The organism is Shewanella sp. 4t3-1-2LB (assembly GCF_017368415.1).
Taxonomy (GTDB): domain Bacteria; phylum Pseudomonadota; class Gammaproteobacteria; order Enterobacterales; family Shewanellaceae; genus Shewanella; species Shewanella fodinae.
In genome coordinates this window covers 29095-52080 of sequence record NZ_JAFNJD010000034.1, presented here as the reverse complement: position 1 = coordinate 52080, position 22986 = coordinate 29095, and the positions used below count along the sequence as shown (strand labels likewise).

Genomic DNA, 22986 nt, shown 5'->3' with positions numbered 1-22986 from the left:
ATGAACACCGATTCTGGAAATGATGGTCAAAGTGTTCAGATTGAAATCAGTATGGGTGTTCACGTTCAATCAGTAGAGGTGTTCACGTTCCGTCAGAATGAGTGTTCATGATCGGCCGGAATACGCAAAGAGAAGCTGACATATATCGTACATTCTTCTACTAAGAGTTCCGCGATTTTCTATCTGCAAAAATCTTCCAACCACCATTTCTATATAGAATGCTGTATTCACTTGCTTCCCGATAATATTTCGATTGGCACCGTAATGTTCAGCTAAAATCTGAATGCCTTCTTCGAAGAAAACATTGTAGAAGTTATAAATCAATGAGGACAAGGCTTCAAACACATGGCTATTATGTGCAGATTGCATTGCAAAACCGAGCAAATATTTAGCACCTCGCTTCATATCTTTCTCTTCATTCTCATGTCCTTGCCAAGGGCAATCCGCATACATCATTCCACGCAGTAGCTGATTTAGGTCATGCTGTAAACCGATATAACGGTCATTAACATCATTCAAAGCTATTTTATGTGCTTCTGGTGCTAGCAGGCACCAAAGTGCCCATATAGCATCATAATCACCTTCTTTTTCTACAGCGACATGATAGGCAAGTGTTAACGAATAAATGAAGCTGGGAGCTTTTGAGCACCCTAATACCAATAGATCTTTAAAGGGCATGAAGTTATTGTTTCTTGAAGAAACAACATGTTCAGAGAGACAGTCTTGAATCTGCTTCTTAATTTCATGATTTATTTTTTCATCACCACTCGAACGATGGTTTTGATACTCCGTATCAAATACAAAACCTATTAACCTATTGACCAACTGAATCTGTATCTCGTCCTTAGTACAGTAAGGAACCATTAGCATTGGTAAATGAATAAACCACGAACAGTGGCTTTCCAAAGATATATCGTTAACTGAAAGCTTAAACTTTCCCTCAACCAAGTCGTTACGAAAAGCTGTTAATAGATCATTCCATTTTTCGAGTGCGGCTTGCAATTCAGCACCTTGCAAATGATAAAACCTACGTACCTCACTATCTTCCCTTCGTAATCTGGCATACTCAACTATTCCACCTATACAACGGGATGCTAATTCAGCGTCTCTAGACCAAAGAAACTCTCTTACTCCCTTAGCTGCACAAGCACTAACGTTCAGGTTCTCATGCGTTAATGCTGTAGCTAACGCAAATTTCAAATGTTCTATTTCTTCTGAATCTAGATCTAAATCAAGTAACTTAGGTAAGACAAATGCACATGCTCCAGAGCCATAATAATCAGTCTTATCATGTGCAGCTATCCCATTCATATTGTCTGCGTGCATGAATATTGACTCTAGGATAATTCCTAAGCACCATTTTTTATCTTCATCGCTCAATTCTAAAAGAACATCACGGACACAAACTGCTGCAACAGTTGTTATTGTGCCAACAGCCATATCGGCAAAGTTGTGAATTTCACCTTTTTGGAGGGCGCTGAGCAATCCCTTAGTAGCTATTAACGCATCCTGATATGAAGAGAAGTATTTTTCTTCTAGTAATTTCTCATCAAATAGTTTTCTACCCCATAAGTTTAAACTAGTTACGGTGTTATCCATTGCATGCTTTTCATTAAACTCTTGTTGATCCAGCTTTAAATCTTCCGGAAGCTCTGATGAGCTTTGAAACAATACTCGGTCATTTTCCTTGTCTTCAACTACTTCCCAAGTCCTTGTATCGACTCTGTGCACCATATACCGAAGGCTTTTTTCATTCCTTACAGTAGCTTCATTTTTCAATTCATCAACAATTTTTAAAACATCATCCCTTAGCTCATTTACGAACTGAAGTCTTGTTAATAAGGTTTCTAATGACTCTTTTCTCCATGGTCTAAGTGCTGCTGCTCTTCTCTCTTCTATGTATATTTTCGACAATCCATCCCTATCAAGGCCAAAGAAATGCATCTCATTCCTACCCATTTCTTGTGTCATTCGAATCAAATCTAAATGGTATAATTCTGCAGTTTTAAGTAAAGGTAAGGCGGCTTTACCTACTTTATAAGGGAAACCTGTGGCCACAGAAGATAAAACAGATGTAGGCATTACTGAATTACTAGAGCGAAGAACATAATCAAAAATCCAATCTATTTCATTATTCTCACCACAATTGTCAACGTACTCAACTAACCAGTTCTCCAACGCCATAAGAGCACTCTGTAATAAGTAGGGCAACGTAGACTGTCCTCTATATCCCTTCCAGAGGTGAGGAGATGCATACTGTTTAACTACTGAACCATCGTTCAGGGTTATATCGACTTGTTTAGCAACTGTTTCGAAGGCGTAAATAGTGTCTTCTTCATTGTCTTGAGGTTTGGAAAATTCCGATTCTGAATACTTTTGTGCCGTCACATTGCACAATCTAATAATGAAATCTAAGCCTAGCCTTGGCTTAAATTGAAGAAGATATTTGAAAGGGCCTTTGGCACCGCTTGCAGGAAAAAAATCTCGCTCTGTATCTAGCCCAAATGATTCCTCTACGTCTACTCGATATGAACCGTAGCCATACTCATTCTCTTCGGCTTTTTCCAACAGCCACTCATGCATTGAAAGTTTAACTACGAAGTCAGGATAAAACTTGCACAACATAGGAACATTGAGGCCTATAAGCGCTAAACTACTCAGTTCATCAACATAACTTAATCGCCTAGGCCTTATCTTGGAGATGAAAACGTCCTGTTTCATCAATTCATCAAAATCATCTTTAATGGCTGTTGAAACTTTTAATAAAGCATTTAATATTTTTTTTCTTTCCCCCTCGCCACGATATGAATCTTTGACCTTTTCAAGGAGCCATAAACTTAAAAGACCAACCTTTTCAGACGCTTTTGGCAACTCATCATGTATATTAATAAGGCTAGACCATTCATCTATCAATTCAATAACTTGAGTACGCACAGAGCTACTCAAATTAGCTTTTTCCTCATAAATAAAATGGAATAGTGCTCCCCAACCTTCTCCATATGGTTTTAGGAACAGGGATTTTAGCAACCCCGACTTTTTATCTTTTATCAGTAGTCCGTTGTATAGAGATATTGGTCTTTGGCACGTTATTCTGAGAATAAAACAAAACCGTGTCAAAAGAGCACAATCATCTTTAAGAAGCTGGCGCTTAAGTAAATTAATAAATCTTCCAGGAGAGTCATGCTGCATAATTGCAGAAATTGCCTCGTCCTTCCAATAACTCTCTATCTCGTCCGAAGATAATAAACCTTCTACAAATTCATTAGTCGTATCATCAAATTTTAGTTTCCTATACAGCCATAACCTAAATGCCCTACTTATCGCCGGTTCACTTCCAATTTTTAACAAAAAGCTCGCAATATTATGGTAATTATCAGAATACTCTCTATCTATGAACTCCTCTAAAGCCCAATCTTCTAAAACATCATGCATAGGACTTACAGTAGATGATTTTTGATCCCTGTAGATCAAATGGTCTTCTTCCAACTTTGCGATTACTTCTGGGTCAAAACCGCTTGCTCTGACACCAAAGAGCATTTTTTTAGCTCTCTCTATTGCTATGTTAATAAAGGTTGCTCTTCTTCTATCTGGCATCCCTGATTTTCTATCAGCTTCTTTTGCAATGACAGTCCTCCACACTGTATCCTTAAAGTCTTCCTCAGTATCTCCAGTCCCAAATTGAGCGCCATTTTTTATGGCTCTTACAGCAATCTCAATAAAAAATGGTATTCTTAGTAGTTCTACTAATGAGTTATTAGATACTAAAGATTTTAGCTCTGGAATATGCTCGCAAACTTGCTCGACTTGACTATCTTCAAGCCCTTCAATATTCACGCTACTAAATTTTATAGAGCAAGGCTGTAGGAAATTAAATGAGAGCTGTTGATAAGCATAATCCCGACCAGTAGCAATGATAGTCCAACCTGGCTGTTTTTTAATGTATTGCAATAGCTCAACAAAAGTATTTGGATAATTTAGTTCTAAAACTTTTTCTAGGGACTCTATCACCAGCACCTTTTCTTGAAGCAATGAGAAATGACTTTCAATTTCTCCCAGGGAAGAGGTGATTCCCATAGAGGTAAAAACTTCATTTAAATGATTTTTATCTAAATCTTCGGCTCTTAAGTAAAAAACTGGGACATCTATATTTTTTGTTGCGACAAAGTCTTTAACAACGCCTGATTTTCCAGCCCCTCTCTCGCCGGTAACAAATACAAACTCACTATCCATGTAACAGTTAGATATTTCTAATAATTGTTCCGATCTATCCACATGAAATGAATTTATAGTTGTCGATATACCGTCAAAAATATGCTGACTTCGTTCGTAAAACTTTATTAAGTCATTATCAAACGGTATGCTAATTGATTTATTAAATAAAATCTTGACATCTTCTGGTATATTATTTTTAGTTAAAACACCTGCATTCTGATTGAAACTTTGAACACAGGTGACAAGTCTAGCTAAAACTAGAGAGGGCAACTCGTCTGAGTAACACTGAATCAATGAACATAGTAAGTTTGCTACGATTGAATGTTCTGCGTCTAAGTCGAAAGGCAATATCTGAAAAGATTTTAAAAATGACCATAATTCATCTTCTGAGATAGCCACTCCATTGTTAGCAGAAGTAAGTTGATTCCTAAAGATTTCTAACCTTTCTAGCTTCGCTTTACTGGTAAATCCTTCGGTCCTAGATTTCCTTAAAAAGTCCTCTGAACTCGATGAAAACTTAGCCCATTCAAGTAACGGCAAAGTATTTTTAACATCATTCTTGGCTAAATTTCCTGTTATTAACGCGATAGAATCTCTTTCCGCATCGAAACCTAATCCTTTAAAGTCAGACCAAGCACTATTTATCACTTCTGCAAACATCGAATCTGTTGAGCCACTAATAGTTATTTCATGCTTAATCTGAGCGAAAATCTTACTATCATTACCTGATTTATCAGTAGCAACCAATACGAAATCATCAGTATTTACACCATCATATTTGTTCTGAAACTTTAACTCTTTAGCCCTCATATAGTTACTCAAACAAGGAACACAAGATTTAGTTAATAAGGATAGCGCGAAAGCTGCTTGAACTCTTGTTTCGAAATTAACGCCTCCACCACCAGTAGAAAATGGGTTACTTTGTTTTTTTATTTCTAAACTCATTTTATATTCTCCCTGAAGGTGGAATCTCTTTGTCAAACGGCCGGAGGATTTTCGCAGTTTCAGTATTAGAAGGCAGCTCAGCTCCCTCTAAAGGGGCTTTATCAACGCCGACCATCTGTATACCTTTCTGCCGCACGTGGAAGGCGATTTGTTGCCAGCGGCGTAACCATTGAGCTTCTTTTCTCTTGTAAGCTTCTAGTTCCGCTTTGAGGCGATCCACCTCTACCTGAAGCTCTTCCGCCTCTTTCGTTGCCTGCGCTTTGGTTTTCACGAGGCCACCCGACAATGCTTGTTTGGCATTGTCATAAGCGGCTTTAATTTCAGATTTGGCTTGGAGTGACTGACGACTAAAGCCAAAACGTTCTTCGAGAACAGCCCAGGTGAGTTTTGCTCCAAGCTCGCCGAGTGCCCAGCGATCCAAATCAGCTACGATTGTATTGATGTCACTATCGGACATGCGCCTAAAGCGCTTAACCATGCTCTACCTCGTTCAAATATTGTTCGGGATCAAAGTGTTCTACCCCGTTATCAGCCAGTTGCACAGCTAGCGTTTTGAGTTTTTTATCGTTATGAGCTATCCAATCAGCGCTCTTTTTGGGCTTGTTACTACTTAACTGTTTCTCAGCATTTTTTCGGGCCAATACGGTAAGGGTATATTGGCGCTTCTGCTCGTCCAGCCTACCCTTATCATCCTTGACCCACACGTAGTCTTTACAATCTGCCGAACATTGTAAATGGCGCTCGCAGGGTGTTTGAGAAAAGTTGTGAACGCAGATACCTGTACCGACATCATGCACGGCCTGAATTCGTGCTTTAAGAATAGCATCCTGCACTTCTACCGGAACTACTTTGAGTTGCTCAGCCAATAGACCACCGACCAAGCCTTTTTTGATATCTTCGCGGAGCATCAGTGCACGTTTTTCTCGGGATGTATGCTGATAGGCTTTGGTGTCCCTGGGATTGGTTCGCCCAAACCATTCGGTTTGCATAAGATCACTTAACCCACCTTCATCAAGTAAAGTATTGAGCGTGTGGCGGAAGTGGTGACTGGTAAAATCTACCTCGATACTATTGGAAGCGTATTCAGCAGCAAGGGCAGGGAAATAACGGAGAAATGTGGTGAACATAGACTGGCTACAGCTTGTAGCTAACCAGTGAGCATAGCTTCCAGTAGAAAGTCCCAATGAGCGAATAAATAAAAGATCTTTCAGATAGTATTCTTTACCAAATTGATCAATATGGAATGCTCGTAGTAGTTTTTCAGAAAAGTCTCTAAAACAATACGCTTTGACAGCGTCCTTATTTGTGTAGCAAATAGGGTTATTTGGCTTTTTCCCTTGCTTGGTCACTCGCTCATGGTCCTGCCAAACAAGACCAATCTTTCGAATCCATCCAGTAGAACAAATGGTATTGCTGCTTATCCCCATTTTTAACAGGTCATCAATGTATAACTTTCTTTTCTCTGGAATTTTATTCAAAAAACGAATATCGGGGCCGCGAGAACGATGCATTTCCTCTGCGGTAATTCTCACCGAATCTGTTGCCGCGCGTACCTCATCAAGTACATCTTTAACTATTGTTACGACCTCTGACGGCAAGTAGAGTTTTCTTTTAGGTGTAAATAGATCACCGAGACTAGCCTTTCGAGGGAAATATTCTATGAAGGCTTTTTGGTCTTGGTCTAACGTAACTTCTTGAAGCGGAAGTAATGAAATCTCACTAAAGCGGCGGCCAGTACAAGCAAGCAGAGTCAATATCAGGACATACAATCTGTATTTATGTTCTTTTGGAACCGTCAAATAGAGCTCACCGATAACCCGAAACACGGCAGGAGCAACAAGCTTCTCGGATTTGGTCTCCAGAACTTCAGGATCATCCAGCCTTTTATGATTCAGACCTCCTGTATTCACTGGGCGTACCATCTTCGAATATTTATACTGCAACAGCACCCTGCACAAACCATTAGCATCACAGTGTGCAGCGAACTCTGCAACATGCTTGTGAAGGTTGTAGGCAGTGGTGTCACTGTAGTGTTTTGAAATTAATCCACACGCATCGTCTAGCGCTTCTGGCGTGAGTTTGGTCAGTTCCTGCCCCAGTTGGTTAGCTGCAAATGAGATATACCCAACAGCGGTAATGAAGTTACGCTGATTGGGTGTTGATTGATGTTTTCTGTGGAATCGAAGAATCAGTAATGCCTTGGCAACCTCCTCCCAGTCATGACGTAGAGGTTCTGAGCCAAGTTTAGGGGGAAGCGTAAAAGCAAACGACGCAGTTTTGGCGTTTTTACCCGTAAGCTTGACTAGGCGGCCAGCATTCACTTGCCACACAGGATTACCCCAAAAAACCGACTCAAACCCTTCCAGCTTCATTAGCTTAGCTTTATCGACCAAAGCCTGGGTATTTGCCTTTCTATCGCGCTCAAGACGATCAATGAAGGGAATAACCTTGGCCTTACGATTTGAGCGACCATCAGACATTGCTACCTCCTTCTTCACAAAGCTGTGCCACCTGTGCAACCGCAGCTATCACCTCATCAAGCTGTATGCCCAATCGTGCATTCTCGTACTTTTTTAAACGCTCTTCACGATCGACCAGAAGACACTCCAAAACATGCTCATGATCAGCATGACGATAAGGCTGAAATTTAGGGCACAAATAACATGAATAAGGAGGATCAAGGTGGCAGACACTAGACTCTCCACACACACCAATATCAGACTGATCATCTGGATTTTGCTCATCGACAAACGTCAGGTGCTTGTCATCTCGCTCACCATTGATAGCGTCTTCATCATTATCAATAAGCTTACCTTTGAAGAAATTGAGGTACTTCGAGAATCCTTTTGCCATCGACTTGTCGAGATGCTCAACAACTGCTCCCGCAACATCAAAATATACCCCTACATGCTGGGTATCCGTATGGTCTAATATCCTGGCTAGCTCACGCTTGCTGATTCCCTCTGTCGCCAGGCCTGTTGCCAAGGTGTATCGTAACCTCCTTGGTGTGACATACATTAATTCACCAGTAAGAGGGGAAATTATGTTATGACGTTTTGTAAAGGCTGTAATTAAACGAGATATATCCCCGCTCGTCATATTGAAAATATGCTCTAAATCTAGAGAATGCATGGCAACGCGGTTACCGCTTGTTTTTATTAGAAGAGGTCGATTCTCTGGGGTAGAGAAGTCTTTACCTTTAAAGCTAAGAGGCACTAAGTTATTTTTCTCGACAAGATTTTCTAGAATTCTTCCGAAATGGGGATCTAAATATTCATCCATCAGGTCATCGCGAGGATTAACAAATCTCTTCTTAATACGCGGCATCCGAATGATATAACAGGGGTCTTCGTTCGATGGATCAAGCTTAACGAGATCACCTTCCCTTAGGTATGTCAGGTTTGCGGGGTTTCGGCCGAAAGCTAGTGACAAAGCCATAACAGCCTTTTGCTGGAGATGCTCAAACTCTAGGCTCTTGTCCTCTTTTAGCGCAGCAATCAAAAGAGGGAGCTCTAAGGATTTATGTAATGGCCCCATATCGGGGTCGGACATCCTAACTGCCTCTCCTTTAGGACCTCCGGGTATAACCATTGCTTCAAGTTCAGCTGCATAGGCATCTGAAAATGTACTATCTGAAATGTTGTCAGAACACCAGATATACCACCGAATTGGCATATACATTGTCCAAAGCTTGTGCCGAGTGCGCTGAATGTTGATAGAGTTTTCAAATAAATCAATAAGATGATCTTTAGCACTTTCCGGTTGATTATCTTTCCCCCAATCCCTAAGAACGAGCCTCCATACATCACGAAAAACTTTGTATCCAGCGGATGTTGAAGTACGCCTAACTTGGTCAGACACATAGTGCTTCAACGCATTTCTCAGCTGTAAATTTGAGACTTTGCCAAAATCGAGTGTTGAGTGGCCACGAATCACTATGGGGAGCAACCATTGATCGCCTGATATATCAATTGTTTTCCCCTCTCGAGTAACCAAGATCTGCATCTCAGACCAAGACTGATCTACAGATTGTGTTTTCGATAAGTTCGTACTCACTTTGGCTACCTCTCGGACATCATATCTGCCTGATAACGCCTCAATGACTTAACCGCCTGCTCCTCCACTTCTTGGGCAATATAAATATCTTGTGAATCTAAACTACTATCGCCACGCAGAAAGGCCAGCGCTTCTCGTCTGCGCTGCTCATCCATTCCTGAAGCTCTAAGAACCCTCTCAAGCCGGGATGAGAATGTGTGCCTAAGAGACTTGGCCGTTAAGTTTTCGGGAAGACGATCAACATATTGCGTTCGCAATAACTGAAAAAACTGTGTAATTGAGGATTGTGACAGGGGGACTCCCTCATCACTCAAGATTAAATAGTCTGATTCATGGTTACTTTTGCTTTCAAGCACTTCACGCCAAGTAATAATGTACTCATTTAATGTAAAAGCAAACTGCCGACTCTCAATCGGAATAAGTCTACCATTACGCTTTATTTGAGGCCTCGGCCGCCTCACATCCAGTGGGTCTGCTGGTCTACGCTCAATCTTTATCGCCGAAATCGCACCAACTTGAACATCTTCTACCCTAAGGCTAAGCAGTTCACCTGGCCTTAGACCACAAAACAACATTAACCCTACAGACACATAGTTTCTAAACTTTACAGCAGGATCTCGTCCAAATCCTTGCTTAGCATCGGGATGCAACACGGCAAGCAGGAAGTCAACCTCTACCTCATTTAGCCCCTTACGAAGGCTTTTCTTCATTGGTGTGGCAGACATAAAGCTGCCTTCCAACATTTTTAGAAAGAATGACTTTCGCTCTCTCAAACGTTCATAGTCTAGGGAAGACAAAGGCAACTGGCTTATCAATACGTCCATACACCAACTGATAAATTGTCTAATAGTCGTTAACCGTTGATTAAAGGTATTAGGCGCTACTAAATTTATACGTCCATTGGCCTGATCAATTCTTAACGCTTCGACCAAGCCACCTTTTAATTCTGCTTCGTTGAATGAGTTCTGAGCCAGCAATTTCGCAGATAGGTCATAATTCGATTTATCCAGCCAGCGATAGAGCACTGATAGCTCTCTCAAATTCCGAACCAATGTATTTGTACTGAGGGAGCGTCTGGCAAGAATAAACTCATTAGGTAAGACAACTGGCATACCAGAATCATCCAGCATCATTGGTATCTGTTCGCCCGTTTCGTGTGTGACTAGCTCTATTTTCATTGCACCACCCTTATTGACAAAATAAGAGTAGCTACAAAATTTTATCTTTACAACTTTTAAAGTTATACGATTTTATAAAAACACAAAGTCACATAAAACGAAAAAGCCCTTCAAATGTTTACACACTTAAAGGGCTTAATTTTTCATTTTTATTCTTTAAAACCAATTAGTTAATTAGACTAATTTAAGAAATATTTAACAGTAATTACTTTATGTCATTCAGAACGGGATATCGTCATCCCAGCCATCATCCAGATCTGGTGTGTAGTTCTGCTGTGGCTGCTGTTGTGGATTTTGTTGTGGCTGCGGTGCCGGGCGCTGCTGTGACTGTGGTTTAGGTGCATAACCACTGCTTTGCTGCGGTTGATAAGCAGGAGCAGATTGCTGTGGCGCATTATATTGCGATGCTGGCTGCGCGGCGGGTTGAGACTCAGAATACTGTGGCTGAGATTGTTGTGGCGCCGCATACTGGCTGCCACCTTGTGGGGCACCATAACCACCGCCCATATTGCCACCCTGAGCTGGCGCACCACCCTGATTCTGCGGACGGCCCCCCAGCATCTGCATGCTGCCCTGCATATCAACAACGATCTCGGTGGTGTAGCGATCCTGACCGCTCTGATCTTTCCATTTACGAGTTTGCAGACGGCCTTCGAGATATACTTGCGAACCTTTACGTAGATATTCCCCGGCGACTTCTGCCAGTTTGCCGAAAATTACCACACGATGCCACTCGGTCCGTTCCTGCTGCTGTCCCTGCTGATCCTTCCAAGTATCACTGGTCGCTACGGTGATATTTGCCACAGCATTGCCGTTTGGCATATAGCGCACCTCTGGGTCCTGTCCCAGATTGCCCACCAGAATTACCTTGTTAACACCACGACTGGCCATGAAAATCTCCTGCGATTCTTAATCTTTTATGTTGAGCTTAATTGGCAGAGCCTAGCACAGCTCGCGCCGCCGTTAAATCGAATTGATCGTTGACCTTGAGGTAAGCAACCTTTTCTTCAAGCACGACAATAGCTTCGGCTACACCATCCAATTGCGACAATTTGGCGGCCATCTGCTTTGCTTGCTCGCGGCCTTGAACGGCCGCTTCCAAGGTATAGCTTTTGAGTAGTGTGGGGTTACGCATACCAAAGGTTAACCCAATCCAGATCAGCATCAGCACCACGGCAACCACAAACACACCGACTGAACCCAACAGCTGGTAGGCACCACCGCCAAACAAACCGCCACAGAATGCGCCGAGAAACTGACTGGTGGAGTAAACGCCCATTGCGGAGCCTTTAGCACCTACCGGACAGAACTTGGAGATTAAGCTCGGCAGAGAGGCTTCCAGATAGTTAAAGCCGGTAAAAAAGGCGATAACGGCGATACTTAGCGCCACCAAGCTGTGGGGCAAGGAGGCCATCAGGCTGAGTGCCAGCACCATAATTACCAGTGCAATCTGGAACATCTGTTTGGTATTTTGCCGTTTCACGCCAATGATGATCATCGGCACCATCAACATAAAGGAGCCGACAAACGCCGGGAAATACAGCATCCAGTGTTTTTCTTTAACAAGCCCAGCATCCACCAGATCCAGCGGTAACGCGACAAACACGGCCGTCAACACCAGATGCAACAGGAAGATCCCGGCGTCTAGGCGGAACAGTTGCGGATCTTTCAGCATTTGCAGCAGCTTGCCGGTCTGCGCCAGCGTATCGCCAGCGGGCGCATGATGCACCGGATTGGGCACTAACAGCTGCATGATAATCATGCCAACAATGGCCAGCACACCGGTGAGACCAAATAAACCGCTGAGGCCAAGATGTTGCGCCACTACCGGCCCCACCAACAACGCCACGGCAAACGAGCCACCAATGCACATGCCAATAATAGCCATCACTTTGGTACGCTGTTCATCACGCGTTAGGTCCGCCGCTAAGGCCAGCACTGCTGCAGCAATAGCCCCCATGCCCTGTATGGCGCGGCCTGCCACAACGCCGTAGATACTGGTGGACATGGCGGCCACAACGCTACCGATAGCAAATAAGACGAGACCGCCGAGGATCACTGGTTTGCGGCCGATTTTATCTGACAAAATTCCCATGGGAATTTGTAATAGCGCCTGCGTCAGACCATAGGCGCCGATAGCAATTCCCACCCACAACGGTGAGAATCCCTGCAGATGTTGTCCATACAGTGCGAACACCGGCATGATCATAAACAAGCCCAGCATGCGTAATCCAAACACGCCGGCTAAGGAGAAGGCGACTCTTTTCTCTGTTCCGGAAAGTCCAGCATTGGCCATGTTGTTTTTGCCCTGAGTTCAGTTTTATTTAAGGAAAGGAGATGCAGTTTAACACGAAGCTTTTTTCCCGCCCAAAGGGAAATCCCACCGTTGCGATCACGATTTGGTAGTAAAAGATAAATTAGCGAGTTATCAAAAAGATAGTCTGATTAAATTACGTTAATGTTATGATCCTCACGAAGCAATGTGCGAAACGACAGCGAAAGCAACAATCACCAGAAACGGTGGTTTGGCGAAGACAACAAAACACCCGCATTACGCGGGTGTTTGCAGCAGAGTTACGCAATTACAGGGATGAACCTGTCCCCGAACCATGATAGCGGGATAACCAGTAGGCATACTGTTCTGGCAGCACCGAGGCCGGTTTTTCAACGCCGAGAGCTTGGGCTATCTGCATCGGATAATGAGGGTTAACAAGATGAGCGCGGCCAATCATCACCAACTCAATCTGCTTGTCTGCTACTGCCTTTTCTGCCATTAACGGATTATCAAGACACCAACCAGTGGCTACAGCCAGTTCGGCTTCGCGTCCGACTTTGGCCGCAATTGGTACCATAAAACCAGGCCCCCACGGAACATTAGCATTCTGGGTGGAGAAGCCCATGCTGACATTGAGCATATCCAAACCAGCATGTTTAAACTGCCGAGCTAATTCAATGGACTCCGCCAAAGTTTCTTCATCGTGACCATCGAATTCAATCACCCCAAAACGGGCAGTCAGTGGCAGATGCTCTGGCCAGACTTCACGCACGGCTTGCAACGTTTCTAGTAAGAAACGGCTACGCCCGACAAAATCACCACCATAAGCATCCGTACGTTGATTAGCCACACGTGAAAAAAAGTTCTGCGCCAGATAACCGTGGGCAAAATGCAGCTCCAGCCATTCAAAACCTGCGGTAAGCGCCCGCTGGGCAGCCGCCACAAAGTCCGCTTTGACCCGCTGGATATCATCAAGGGTCATCGCCTGTGGCACCTTGGATAATCCGCCGCCAAACGCGATAGCAGATGGCGCGATGGTGTCCCAGCCATTAGGTTGATCAGAAGGGATATGATCGTCCCCTTCCCAAGGACGGTTAGCACTGGCTTTACGCCCAGCATGACCGATTTGAATTCCGGGAACCGCCCCACTGGCTTTTATCGCTTTGGCAACCCGTGCCATCCCCTGAATCTGACCATCTTCCCAAAGTCCAGTACAGGCGGGTGTGATCCGGCCTTCGGGAGAAACCCCGGTAGCTTCAACAATCACCAGCCCCGCACCGCCGCGAGCAATAGCGGCATAATGCGCTTCATGCCAGTCAGTAGTGTAACCATTGACAGCGCTGTACTGACACATAGGTGGCACGGCAATACGGTTACGCAGTGTCACACCTTTTAGTGTGTAGGGAGAAAAAATTGCAGTCATAACTACCTCATCAACGGATGCAATATCAAAATTTATTGGTATCAGTTTAGAGAGTCACAACTATAATATGAACAAGCATTAAATTATGGTTTTGATAAATTATACTTATGATTAATCCAGTATGGTTACGAACATTTGTGGCACTGAGTGAGATGAAAAATTTTACTCGCACAGCCGAACGCTTGGGAATTACGCAAGCAGCTGTCAGCCAGCAAATGCGGCAACTGGAACGGCAGTTTGGCAAATTGTTGATCCGTCGTGGCCGCGAGATGCAGCTAACGCCCGCGGGTGTTGCACTGCTCCAATATCAGCAAGAGATGGAAACTGCCGAAAACCGTTTACAGATGCGCTTAACTGAGGCAGAAGCTACTTGCGGTGATATTGGCATAGTTTCCACGGGTAGTATCGGTCTGCGCTTGTATCCACTGTTGCTGGATCTACAACAGCAGCACGTTGGGTTGATCATTCGTCACCGTTTTGCCCCCGATACCGAAGTGCTGGAAGCCGTGTTAAGTAATCACTATGAGCTTGGCTTAACCAGTAGCAAGCCGGACGATCCCCGTCTCCTTGCCAGCTGTTTTACCAAAGAGCCGTTAGAGTTAGTCGTTCCAGCCAACAAAACAATTGATAGCTGGCAGGACTTAATACAACTGGGATTTATCGATCATCCTGATGGTCGCTCCATGGCTACCCGCCTGTTAAGCCGCTGTTTTCCAGGTAATCCAGGCATTAGCAGTTTACCTGTCACTGGATTTAGCAATCAGGTACGCCTGTTATTGGAGCCGATCGCCAGAGGCTTAGGATTTACGGTATTACCTCATTTTGCTCGGATATCTTTCGCCAACCAACAGGCCATCAAGGTCATGGAAACCTCGGTATCTGTGGTCGATACACTATGGCTGATCCATCGTAAGGAATGGCCCTTATCCAGTCGTGCTGAAAACGTGGTGAGTTACCTGCGTCAGGCGCTACATTGCACCGTAGACGTCCCTATATAGCGGTTAAAAGCCTTTAATTCAAAAGGGCTTTACCGCTATACCATTGCACTGTGCCCACAGTTAAAATAGCGGGCAATTACTAGGAGATGGCGGCAATTTATGCGATACTGATCGTCTTTTTCTTCGGTCAGCAGTCAGCTATTTCAGCGATGGATAAGATAGAAATTCGTGGTGCCCGCACCCACAACCTGAAAAATATCAATCTCACGATTCCTCGAGATAAATTGATTGTTATCACGGGGTTATCTGGTTCCGGTAAATCCTCACTGGCGTTTGACACACTCTATGCCGAAGGGCAGCGCCGCTATGTGGAGTCTTTGTCGGCCTATGCCCGTCAGTTCCTGAGCCTGATGGAGAAGCCCGATGTGGATCATATCGAGGGGCTGAGTCCAGCGATCTCCATCGAACAGAAATCCACGTCGCATAACCCGCGCTCCACCGTCGGCACCATTACCGAGGTGTACGATTACCTGCGTTTACTGTATGCCCGCGTTGGCGAGCCGCGCTGCCCAATCCACGGCGAAGCATTGGCCGCGCAAACCGTGAGCCAGATGGTGGATCAGGTGCTGGCATTGCCGGAAGGTGAACGCCTGATGCTGCTGGCCCCAGTGGTACAGGGCCGCAAAGGCGAGCACGTGAAACTGCTGCAAAATCTGGCGGCGCAAGGCTATATCCGCGCCCGTATTGATGGTGAAGTCTGTGACCTTTCCGATCCGCCGGAACTGGAACTGCAAGTCAAGCACACCATCGAAGTGGTGGTAGACCGCTTCAAAGTGCGCGCCGATCTGCAACAGCGGCTGGCGGAATCGTTTGAAACCGCACTGGAACTCTCGGGCGGCATTGCCACAGTGGTCAGCATGGATAACACCGAGGCGGCACCACTGCTGTTTTCGGCTAACTTTGCCTGCAGCCAGTGTGGCTACTCTATGGCGGAACTGGAGCCACGGTTGTTCTCCTTTAACAATCCGGCCGGCGCTTGTCCGACTTGCGATGGTCTGGGTGTGCAGCAGTTTTTTGATCCAGAACGGGTAGTCACCAACGATGAATTGTCGCTGGCGGGCGGTGCCATTCGCGGTTGGGATCGCCGGAATTTTTATTACTTCCAGATGCTGACGTCACTGGCCGAGCACTACCATTTCAAGGTGGAAACCCCGTTTTGTGATTTGCCACAGAAAGTTCGTGATATTGTGCTGCATGGTTCGGGGGATGAAAAAATCGCCTTCCGTTATATCAATGACCGTGGCGACGTGGTGATACGCAATCATCCGTTTGAAGGCATCCTGAATAATATGGATCGCCGCTACCGCGAAACCGAATCCAACTCGGTGCGTGAAGAACTGGCCAAATACATTAGCAACTGCCCTTGTAAAACCTGTGGCGGCTCACGCTTGCGTGAAGAAGCGCGCAATGTGTTTATTGGCGATGTCAGCCTGCCACAATTAACCGACTGGTCCATCGGCCATACCAGTCGCTACTTTGCCGAGCTGCAATTTAGCGGACAAAAAGCACAGATTGCCGAGAAGATCCTCAAAGAGATCCAAGATCGGTTGGGTTTTCTGGTGAATGTGGGGCTGAACTACCTGTCGTTGTCACGCTCTGCCGACACGCTTTCAGGCGGGGAAGCCCAGCGTATCCGCCTAGCCAGTCAGATTGGTGCTGGTCTAGTGGGGGTGATGTATGTGCTGGATGAACCGTCCATTGGCCTGCATCAGCGCGATAATGAACGGCTGTTAAGCACCCTGACCCATCTGCGCGATCTCGGTAATACCGTGATTGTGGTGGAACATGATGAAGATGCCATTCGCAGCGCCGATTACATTGTCGATATCGGTCCCGGAGCGGGAGTCCACGGCGGCGAGGTGATCTGCGCAGGAGATCTCAACACTATCATAGAATGTGAGCAGTCACTTACCGGACAATACCTATCAGGCAAGCAGAAGATCACCGTGCCCGGGCCGCGTACCGTGTGTGACCCTAACAAGATGATCAAGTTGTATGGCGCCAAAGGTAATAACCTCAAGAATGTGGATTTGGAGATCCCGGTTGGACTGCTGACCTGCATCACCGGAGTCTCCGGCTCTGGTAAATCAACGCTGATCAACGACACCTTCTTCCGTATCGCCCATAAGATGTTGAACGGTGCGACCGTCAACGAACCCGCGCCTTATGACCGCATTGAAGGCATGGAACTGTGCGATAAAGTGGTGGATATCGACCAGAGCCCGATTGGCCGCACCCCGCGTTCCAATCCGGCCACCTATACCGGCATTTTTACGCCGATCCGCGAACTGTTTTCCGGTACCCAGGAAGCACGTACTCGCGGCTATCAGCCGGGGCGTTTCTCCTTTAACGTCAAAGGCGGCCGCTGCGAAGCCTGTCAGGGGGACGGTTTGATTAAAGTGGAGATGCACTTTCTGCCGGATGTGTATGTACCCTGTGATGTGTGTAATGGCAAGCGTTATAACCGTGAGACCCTGGAAGTAAGATATAAGGGTAAAAGCATTCATGAAGTGCTGAACATGACGGTGGAAGAAGCCCGCAGCTTCTTCGATGCGGTACCGGCGATTGCCCGCAAGCTGCAAACCCTGATGGATGTTGGGTTGTCCTATGTGCAACTGGGACAGAGCGCTACCACACTGTCGGGCGGTGAAGCGCAGCGGGTGAAGTTAGCCAAGGAGCTGTCAAAACGCGATACTGGTCAGACTTTGTACATTCTGGACGAACCCACAACTGGCCTGCACTTTGCCGATATTCAGCTACTGCTGGATGTACTGCACAAGCTTAAAGCCCAAGGCAACACCATTGTGGTGATTGAACATAATCTGGACGTGATTAAAACCGCTGACTGGATTGTGGACTTAGGACCAGAAGGCGGTTCTGGCGGCGGCACCATTCTGGTAGCTGGCACACCAGAACAGGTAGCCGAGCATGAGGAATCACATACCGCGCGCTTCCTCAAACCACTGTTGTAATACACGCTGTTGACCATGCACAAAGGCCCATAACGGGCCTTTGTGTTATCAGAGGCTCACCTGATTGTAAGTCGTCCAAGCAACAATATTGCCCATCAACGGCACCAGCCACACTGCGGTTTTGTTGTCACTATAGATACGGTAGAAATACAGCTCTTCATCGCGGATATCGTGCTTGCGGATCTCGCGGTAAAAATCCATCGCCGAATGGCTAACGTTATCCGGCTTAATCAGCTCTTTCTGCGTTACCGTCACCTGGAACACATCCGCTGGCTGGCCGGAGATTTCACTGTGATACTGGCGGAAACGACCACGTAACTGGTATTTGATAGGGGTAGTGATGCAGTTCTGATCGGTCAAACAAGCAGAAAAATAGAACTGGCCGCTATCGCTATCCTCATACACCAGCGACATGCTCAGATCGGTACGCACCAGCAGTTCGCCCGCCACCGGGAAATAGATATCAGCATGGTAATTGTGTTCGGTAACTTCGGCATTACTTTCCGCTGGCGGCAGAATAATCCGGTTATAGCGAATACGCTGCTCCATCTGTTTACTGAGCGGAATAAACTGCTGCATATTCAGCCCGGCAGGTTCGGCTTTGATGGCGGTGATATTGACAATACCGTCACCGCTGCATTCCCCAGTGTCGGCTCCAGGACAGATGGTGAAGGAGTAGTTATGTCCATCGGTGGCCGCGAAGGCACCGAAATGCGTCATTCCCTCAATATGATTACCTTCCGGTGCCAGATGTTTCTGCCACATTGACGGATGTAACGATGCCACACTGTCGAGATGATATAGCCGTGCCATACCGTGAAAACCACCGACATTCAGCAGAATTTGCCGATCTGCCTGCCAGTGGTGTAAGTGTTTGAGCATCACATGAGCATCACTGAAGTACCACCATAGACACAGCACTAGCGTCAGCAACGTGATACCAAACACTTTCACCGACCAGGAAACCCCCACCAATGCTTTGCGGATGGCACGGCCGTCATTAATCGCTAGCATATGCACATGGGAACTCTCGGAAATGGTCAGTTCATAACCGCGGCGGGCGACGGTTTTTAACTGGATCTCCGGATAGGGTTCCAATTTTTTCCGCAAGGTGCTGACGCATTGTGTCAGCGAGGTGAGCGCCACGACCCGGTCGGGCCAGCCGACAGCGAGCAACTCCTCTTTGCTGATAATCGCCTCCGGCCGTTGCAATAGGCAATGCAGGATCTGCGCTTCCGAATAAGACAACGGGATCACCGAGTTATCCCGCTGATCCAGTAACTGCTGAGCCTTGTTATCGAGCGCCAAATAGGGAGTGAGCGGTTGCATCATAACTCCTTGATAATTTTAGCAGACTCGGCTCCTTGAGCCAGATATACAACGGCGCATAATAACGAGAGATACCGATGGATAATGTGATGATTTGCGCAAATAACCCCTTGTCTAACATGGATAAACACCGCAGCGTTAACCCGGTCACAACTGCCGCTGGCGAAACGCCCGCAGCACCAGCCACCACAGGCCCATAAGCCACAACCCGGGTTGCAGATACAGCAACAATGATGGCAATTGGCGGGCGTGTTGATTGAGTAACCGAAAACCACTGGCGGGATTCAACAGTTGCAGCCATAACAGTACGTTGGGCGCCATATGGCTGTCGGTCGCTACCGCGAGGATCAACAATGCGAGATCGTACAGCAACACCAGTAGCAGCCATAACAACAGTACCCATACCAGCGCCTGATTGCGGCTGTGCACATGCAGGCTGACCCAGTAGCCAGCCAACAGACAGATGAGCGTCAGTAACCAACCACTCACCAGCAAGGTTAGCAATGGCCGCCACAGCTGCTGCCAATGAATGGACGACGACCATAATGGCAACAACCACAGCAGTCCGTACCCTGCCAAACAAGCCAACAGTAAGGCTACGCCCTGCCCAAACAGTTTACCGGCCAGCCACTGCGCTTTGCTGATGGGATACGTCAGCATCAGCAGCATGGTGCCCGCTTCTGCTTCGGCAACAAAAGCATCGGCTGCCAACAGCAAGGCCAACAGCGGCAACAGAAAACAGCTCAGTGCTACCAGAGAATTCATCAGTTGTGGCAGTGGCGGTAACCGCAATTGTCCGGTCACGGCACTGCTACCAAAGGTGACGGCCAATGTCAGTAATGCAAAGATACTGGCCGCCAGCCACAGCCAGCGACTGCGGCGAGCGTCCTGAAATTCCCGCCGTGCAATAATACCAACGACACTCATCATACAGCCTCCGCCAACGTTAGCTCGGATGTGGTATCTGCCAGAAAATGGCGAAAAAGCTGCCCAAGATCCGGTGACTGCAACCGATAATCGATGCAGTGCCAGTGCTGAGTCAGTCGCTGGCTTATCTGTGGCAACAAGGATACTGGAAATAGCAACTGCTGCTCACACAGCCAAGGAGCCAACAGCGGATCGGTATGCCAAGCACGGCCAGCGGGCAGTTGTATCCGCCACGGCAGTTGCGCCTGCTGTTGCAACGCGGGTAATGTACCGCAGGCGGCCACGCGGCCATGATCCAATATCAGCAGTTGATCGAGCACAGGTTCCACCAGCGCCAGCTCATGGGTGCATACAACTATGCTGCAACCTTGGGAGCGCAGTGTTTGCAACGTCTGATACATGAATGCTGACGCTAACGGATCGAGCCCAACCGTGGGTTCATCCAGCAGCAATAGTGCTGGTTGGCTTAACAACGCCTGCGCCAGCCCCAGCCGTTGCCGCTCGCCTTTAGAGCACACGCTTAACGCTTGCCGAGCGCAATGCTCCAGACCAAAATCCACCAGTAGCTGCTTGACTCGACGGCGATTAATCCCTTTTAGATCAGCAAAATACTGCAACAGTTCGCCCAGTTGCATCTGTGGATAAAAGCTGACATTTTCCGGCAGATACCCCACCTGCAACGACTGTCTGCCGGGTTTATCACCCAAAACGGTGAGCGAACCACTATCCGGCTGATACAGGCCTAATAACAGCTTGATCAACGTGGATTTACCGGCTCCGTTGTGCCCAAGCAATGCCAACAGCTCGCCACTGTGTAACTGCAAGCTCAGCTGTTGCAGCCGCGGCTGACCGCCGAGACAGAGACTCAACCCGCTAGCATTAATGGTCTGCATCATTTATCTCCTGCCGTTGTGGCGGTTGCATCAAGGGATAGGAATCACGGATGCCAACACTGGGTTGCAGTGCCAGCGCACTGCTGAGCCAGCGCAACAGTTGCACTATCGGGCTATTCAGCAGTTGCTGGGCTGAGGGATACAGCCACAACAATCTATCGAGGGCATCGTTAGGCTGATAGGACTGCTCGCCCACACCATCGGCATTAAGATCCCAGCCCTGATAGCTACTCCAGTAATTGCCGCGCTGTTCATGGCTCCATTCCAGCGCTTGTATGCCGATATAGCGCACCTGGATCTGGTTGTTGCTAATACTGTTGCCGTAGAAGTGGTTACCCTCGGCACCAAGGGCCACGCTGATGCCGATGTCGCTGTTCGCAAAATCATTACCGCGGATCACATTGTCGTGTGCATCATAGATAAACAATGCCTTCCCCAGGTTGCCATCTTCTGCTTTACCTCTGGGATTACGTGCCAGTGAGGCTTGATTCCCCAGCAGTTGGCTATCGCGAGTAACGTTCAACAGAATGCCAAAGTCCACCGCCTCGCTGACTTGGTTGTCCTTTAAGGTAATGGCTCGGGAACTCATCAAGGCATAACCGCCGCTGACCGCTTCGGCACGGTTCTGCCAGGCTAAATCATCGTGGGTATACATGTAGTGCAGGCCATATTGCAGCCCTTGGAACAGGTTGTGACTGACTCGGCTGTGACTGACATCTTCCAGATAGATGCCATCGCGCACATCCTGCATATGATTGTGGTGTAGCTGCGGAGACTCGACGTAACGCATGGCGATGCCATCGCCGCGATCCAGCACATACAAACGGTGTTCACCCAGAATATGACAATCTTCAATCACTGGCGCGGTAAGCTTTTCAGCGTAAATACCATACCCCGGCCCTTGCAACGTTAACCGGCTCAAGCGCACCCGATCGGCCCCTGGTAGCAGTTGCACGCCAGCATCTAAGCTGAAAACGTCGCTGCCCCAATCTCGGATGGTCAAGCCGCTAACCTGAGTATCTGCGGCGCTGATCAGCAAAGCACTGCCAGTGCCATCGGCAAACAGCGTGGCACCTGGCGCCGCATGTATGATGAGCGTGTGGGAAATCGTCAGCGGCCCCTGATAACGCCCCACGGGTAACACTATGGTGTCGCCCGCAGCAGCATTATCCAGCAACGGTTGCAGTGCTTGCCCCGGCTGGGCCTGCCAGTTGGCCGCCAAACACCAGTTGCTGCAACACCATAACCATCCGATGATCGCCCAACGCATCATCTGCCTGAGCGCATTAATGCGCTCCCTCCAACAAACTGAGATTAACTTCTTGATAGCTCAGTACCTTTCCCCCCCAAGAGGCCGCAAACGCCTCCGCGCCCTCACGACTGGAGAATGGTGCTAATGATGGCCCCATAGCACCTTTACGGCGCGAGCCATAGACGTACCAGGCTTTAGAAGCATCGATAAAGGCACTGTCGTCTGGATGTTCCCAATCGGTACGCCCGGCATCGTGTACATACATCGCCTTGATGCGCCGTTGGTTTTCCGGCTGCAACGCAAAGCTGAACATATCGCGGGTCGAGCAGAACTTGGGCACCAAGCCATCACTCATCAATAGTTCGCCTTTGGGGCCTGGGTGTTGCTGGATCACCATGCCACACAGGTGGCAACGATCATGAGCCTGAATAGCTTCGGGCATATAGGAATGTTGCGGTTCTGCTGGGCTGCAGCCACATAGCAGCACAGTCGCCAAAAAAAATAACCATTTCATCATGCTATTATC

At 47.1% G+C, this 22986-nt stretch carries 15 protein-coding genes; 2 read left to right on the top strand and 13 right to left on the bottom strand.

The window, feature by feature from the left end; all coding sequences use genetic code 11:
- Nucleotides 1-105: 105 nt before the first annotated feature.
- From J3L11_RS13035 to J3L11_RS13000, 8 genes are all read right to left on the bottom strand, one after another.
- Complete coding sequence (locus J3L11_RS13035) at nt 106-5157, bottom strand: hypothetical protein (RefSeq protein ID WP_207571276.1); 5052 nt, start codon at nt 5155-5157, stop codon at nt 106-108.
- A 1-nt stretch (nt 5158) separates the two neighbouring features.
- On the bottom strand, nt 5159-5614 hold the full coding sequence (locus tag J3L11_RS13030; protein WP_207571275.1) for a hypothetical protein: 456 nt from the start codon (nt 5612-5614) through the stop codon (nt 5159-5161).
- A gap of 13 nt (nt 5615-5627) precedes the next feature.
- Complete coding sequence (locus tag J3L11_RS13025) at nt 5628-7637, bottom strand: integrase (RefSeq protein ID WP_142577665.1); 2010 nt, start codon at nt 7635-7637, stop codon at nt 5628-5630.
- Entirely contained in the window at nt 7630-9213 is a 1584-nt protein-coding gene (locus J3L11_RS13020; RefSeq protein ID WP_002024923.1) for a tyrosine-type recombinase/integrase, read from the bottom strand. The genes J3L11_RS13025 and J3L11_RS13020 overlap by 8 nt, the downstream gene beginning before the upstream one ends.
- Nucleotides 9214-9218: 5 nt before the next feature.
- The gene (locus tag J3L11_RS13015; RefSeq protein WP_207571274.1) at nt 9219-10391 is read right to left on the bottom strand and encodes a site-specific integrase; all 1173 of its coding nucleotides are present in this window, start codon (nt 10389-10391) and stop codon (nt 9219-9221) included.
- Between the two features lie 219 nt (nt 10392-10610).
- Nucleotides 10611-11282 (bottom strand): single-stranded DNA-binding protein, encoded by a 672-nt coding sequence (gene ssb / locus J3L11_RS13010; protein ID WP_207571273.1) that lies wholly within the window; start codon nt 11280-11282, stop codon nt 10611-10613.
- A gap of 37 nt (nt 11283-11319) precedes the next feature.
- A complete protein-coding gene (locus J3L11_RS13005) occupies nt 11320-12687 on the bottom strand; it encodes an MFS transporter (RefSeq protein WP_207571272.1) in 1368 nt (455 codons plus the stop codon).
- A gap of 286 nt (nt 12688-12973) precedes the next feature.
- Complete coding sequence (locus J3L11_RS13000; protein WP_133040167.1) at nt 12974-14089, bottom strand: NADH:flavin oxidoreductase/NADH oxidase; 1116 nt, start codon at nt 14087-14089, stop codon at nt 12974-12976.
- 107 nt (nt 14090-14196) lie between these two features.
- On the opposite strand from J3L11_RS13000, the gene J3L11_RS12995 reads away from it, so the two are divergent.
- Both J3L11_RS12995 and uvrA read left to right on the top strand, forming a co-directional pair.
- On the top strand, nt 14197-15087 hold the full coding sequence (locus tag J3L11_RS12995) for a LysR family transcriptional regulator (protein ID WP_207571271.1): 891 nt from the start codon (nt 14197-14199) through the stop codon (nt 15085-15087).
- Nucleotides 15088-15236: 149 nt separating this feature from the next.
- Nucleotides 15237-18059, top strand: coding sequence for an excinuclease ABC subunit UvrA (gene uvrA, locus J3L11_RS12990; protein ID WP_207571279.1), 2823 nt, complete (start codon nt 15237-15239; stop codon nt 18057-18059).
- Nucleotides 18060-18107: 48 nt separating this feature from the next.
- On the opposite strand, the gene J3L11_RS12985 is transcribed toward uvrA, so the two are convergent.
- From J3L11_RS12985 to J3L11_RS12965, 5 genes are all read right to left on the bottom strand, one after another.
- Nucleotides 18108-19388 (bottom strand): winged helix-turn-helix domain-containing protein, encoded by a 1281-nt coding sequence (locus J3L11_RS12985; protein ID WP_207571278.1) that lies wholly within the window; start codon nt 19386-19388, stop codon nt 18108-18110.
- Nucleotides 19389-19535: 147 nt separating this feature from the next.
- The gene (locus J3L11_RS12980; protein ID WP_207571270.1) at nt 19536-20318 is read right to left on the bottom strand and encodes an ABC transporter permease; all 783 of its coding nucleotides are present in this window, start codon (nt 20316-20318) and stop codon (nt 19536-19538) included.
- A complete protein-coding gene (locus J3L11_RS12975; protein WP_207571269.1) occupies nt 20315-21211 on the bottom strand; it encodes an ABC transporter ATP-binding protein in 897 nt (298 codons plus the stop codon). The genes J3L11_RS12980 and J3L11_RS12975 overlap by 4 nt, the downstream gene beginning before the upstream one ends.
- Entirely contained in the window at nt 21195-22481 is a 1287-nt protein-coding gene (nosD, locus tag J3L11_RS12970) for a nitrous oxide reductase family maturation protein NosD (RefSeq protein WP_207571268.1), read from the bottom strand. Before nosD ends, J3L11_RS12975 begins: the two co-directional genes overlap by 17 nt.
- Nucleotides 22482-22494: 13 nt before the next feature.
- Nucleotides 22495-22974 carry a nitrous oxide reductase accessory protein NosL gene (locus J3L11_RS12965; RefSeq protein ID WP_189616892.1) on the bottom strand — a complete coding sequence of 160 codons (480 nt, stop codon included), beginning with the start codon at nt 22972-22974 and terminating at the stop codon, nt 22495-22497.
- Between the last annotated feature and the right edge of the window lie 12 nt (nt 22975-22986).

Bases quoted from the DNA above. Each gene is read 5' to 3' on its own strand.
- J3L11_RS13030 (WP_207571275.1), bottom strand. From the start codon at position 5,614: ATGTCCGATAGTGACATCAATACAATCGTAGCTGATTTGGATCGCTGG.
- J3L11_RS12980 (WP_207571270.1), bottom strand. From the start codon at position 20,318: ATGATGAGTGTCGTTGGTATTATTGCACGGCGGGAATTTCAGGACGCT.
- ssb (WP_207571273.1), bottom strand. From the start codon at position 11,282: ATGGCCAGTCGTGGTGTTAACAAGGTAATTCTGGTGGGCAATCTGGGA.
- J3L11_RS12985 (WP_207571278.1), bottom strand. From the start codon at position 19,388: ATGCAACCGCTCACTCCCTATTTGGCGCTCGATAACAAGGCTCAGCAG.
- uvrA (WP_207571279.1), top strand. From the start codon at position 15,237: ATGGATAAGATAGAAATTCGTGGTGCCCGCACCCACAACCTGAAAAAT.
- J3L11_RS13025 (WP_142577665.1), bottom strand. From the start codon at position 7,637: ATGTCTGATGGTCGCTCAAATCGTAAGGCCAAGGTTATTCCCTTCATT.
- J3L11_RS13000 (WP_133040167.1), bottom strand. From the start codon at position 14,089: ATGACTGCAATTTTTTCTCCCTACACACTAAAAGGTGTGACACTGCGT.
- J3L11_RS13005 (WP_207571272.1), bottom strand. From the start codon at position 12,687: ATGGCCAATGCTGGACTTTCCGGAACAGAGAAAAGAGTCGCCTTCTCC.
- J3L11_RS12965 (WP_189616892.1), bottom strand. From the start codon at position 22,974: ATGAAATGGTTATTTTTTTTGGCGACTGTGCTGCTATGTGGCTGCAGC.
- J3L11_RS13015 (WP_207571274.1), bottom strand. From the start codon at position 10,391: ATGAAAATAGAGCTAGTCACACACGAAACGGGCGAACAGATACCAATG.
- J3L11_RS12975 (WP_207571269.1), bottom strand. From the start codon at position 21,211: ATGATGCAGACCATTAATGCTAGCGGGTTGAGTCTCTGTCTCGGCGGT.
- nosD (WP_207571268.1), bottom strand. From the start codon at position 22,481: ATGATGCGTTGGGCGATCATCGGATGGTTATGGTGTTGCAGCAACTGG.
- J3L11_RS13035 (WP_207571276.1), bottom strand. From the start codon at position 5,157: ATGAGTTTAGAAATAAAAAAACAAAGTAACCCATTTTCTACTGGTGGT.
- J3L11_RS12995 (WP_207571271.1), top strand. From the start codon at position 14,197: ATGATTAATCCAGTATGGTTACGAACATTTGTGGCACTGAGTGAGATG.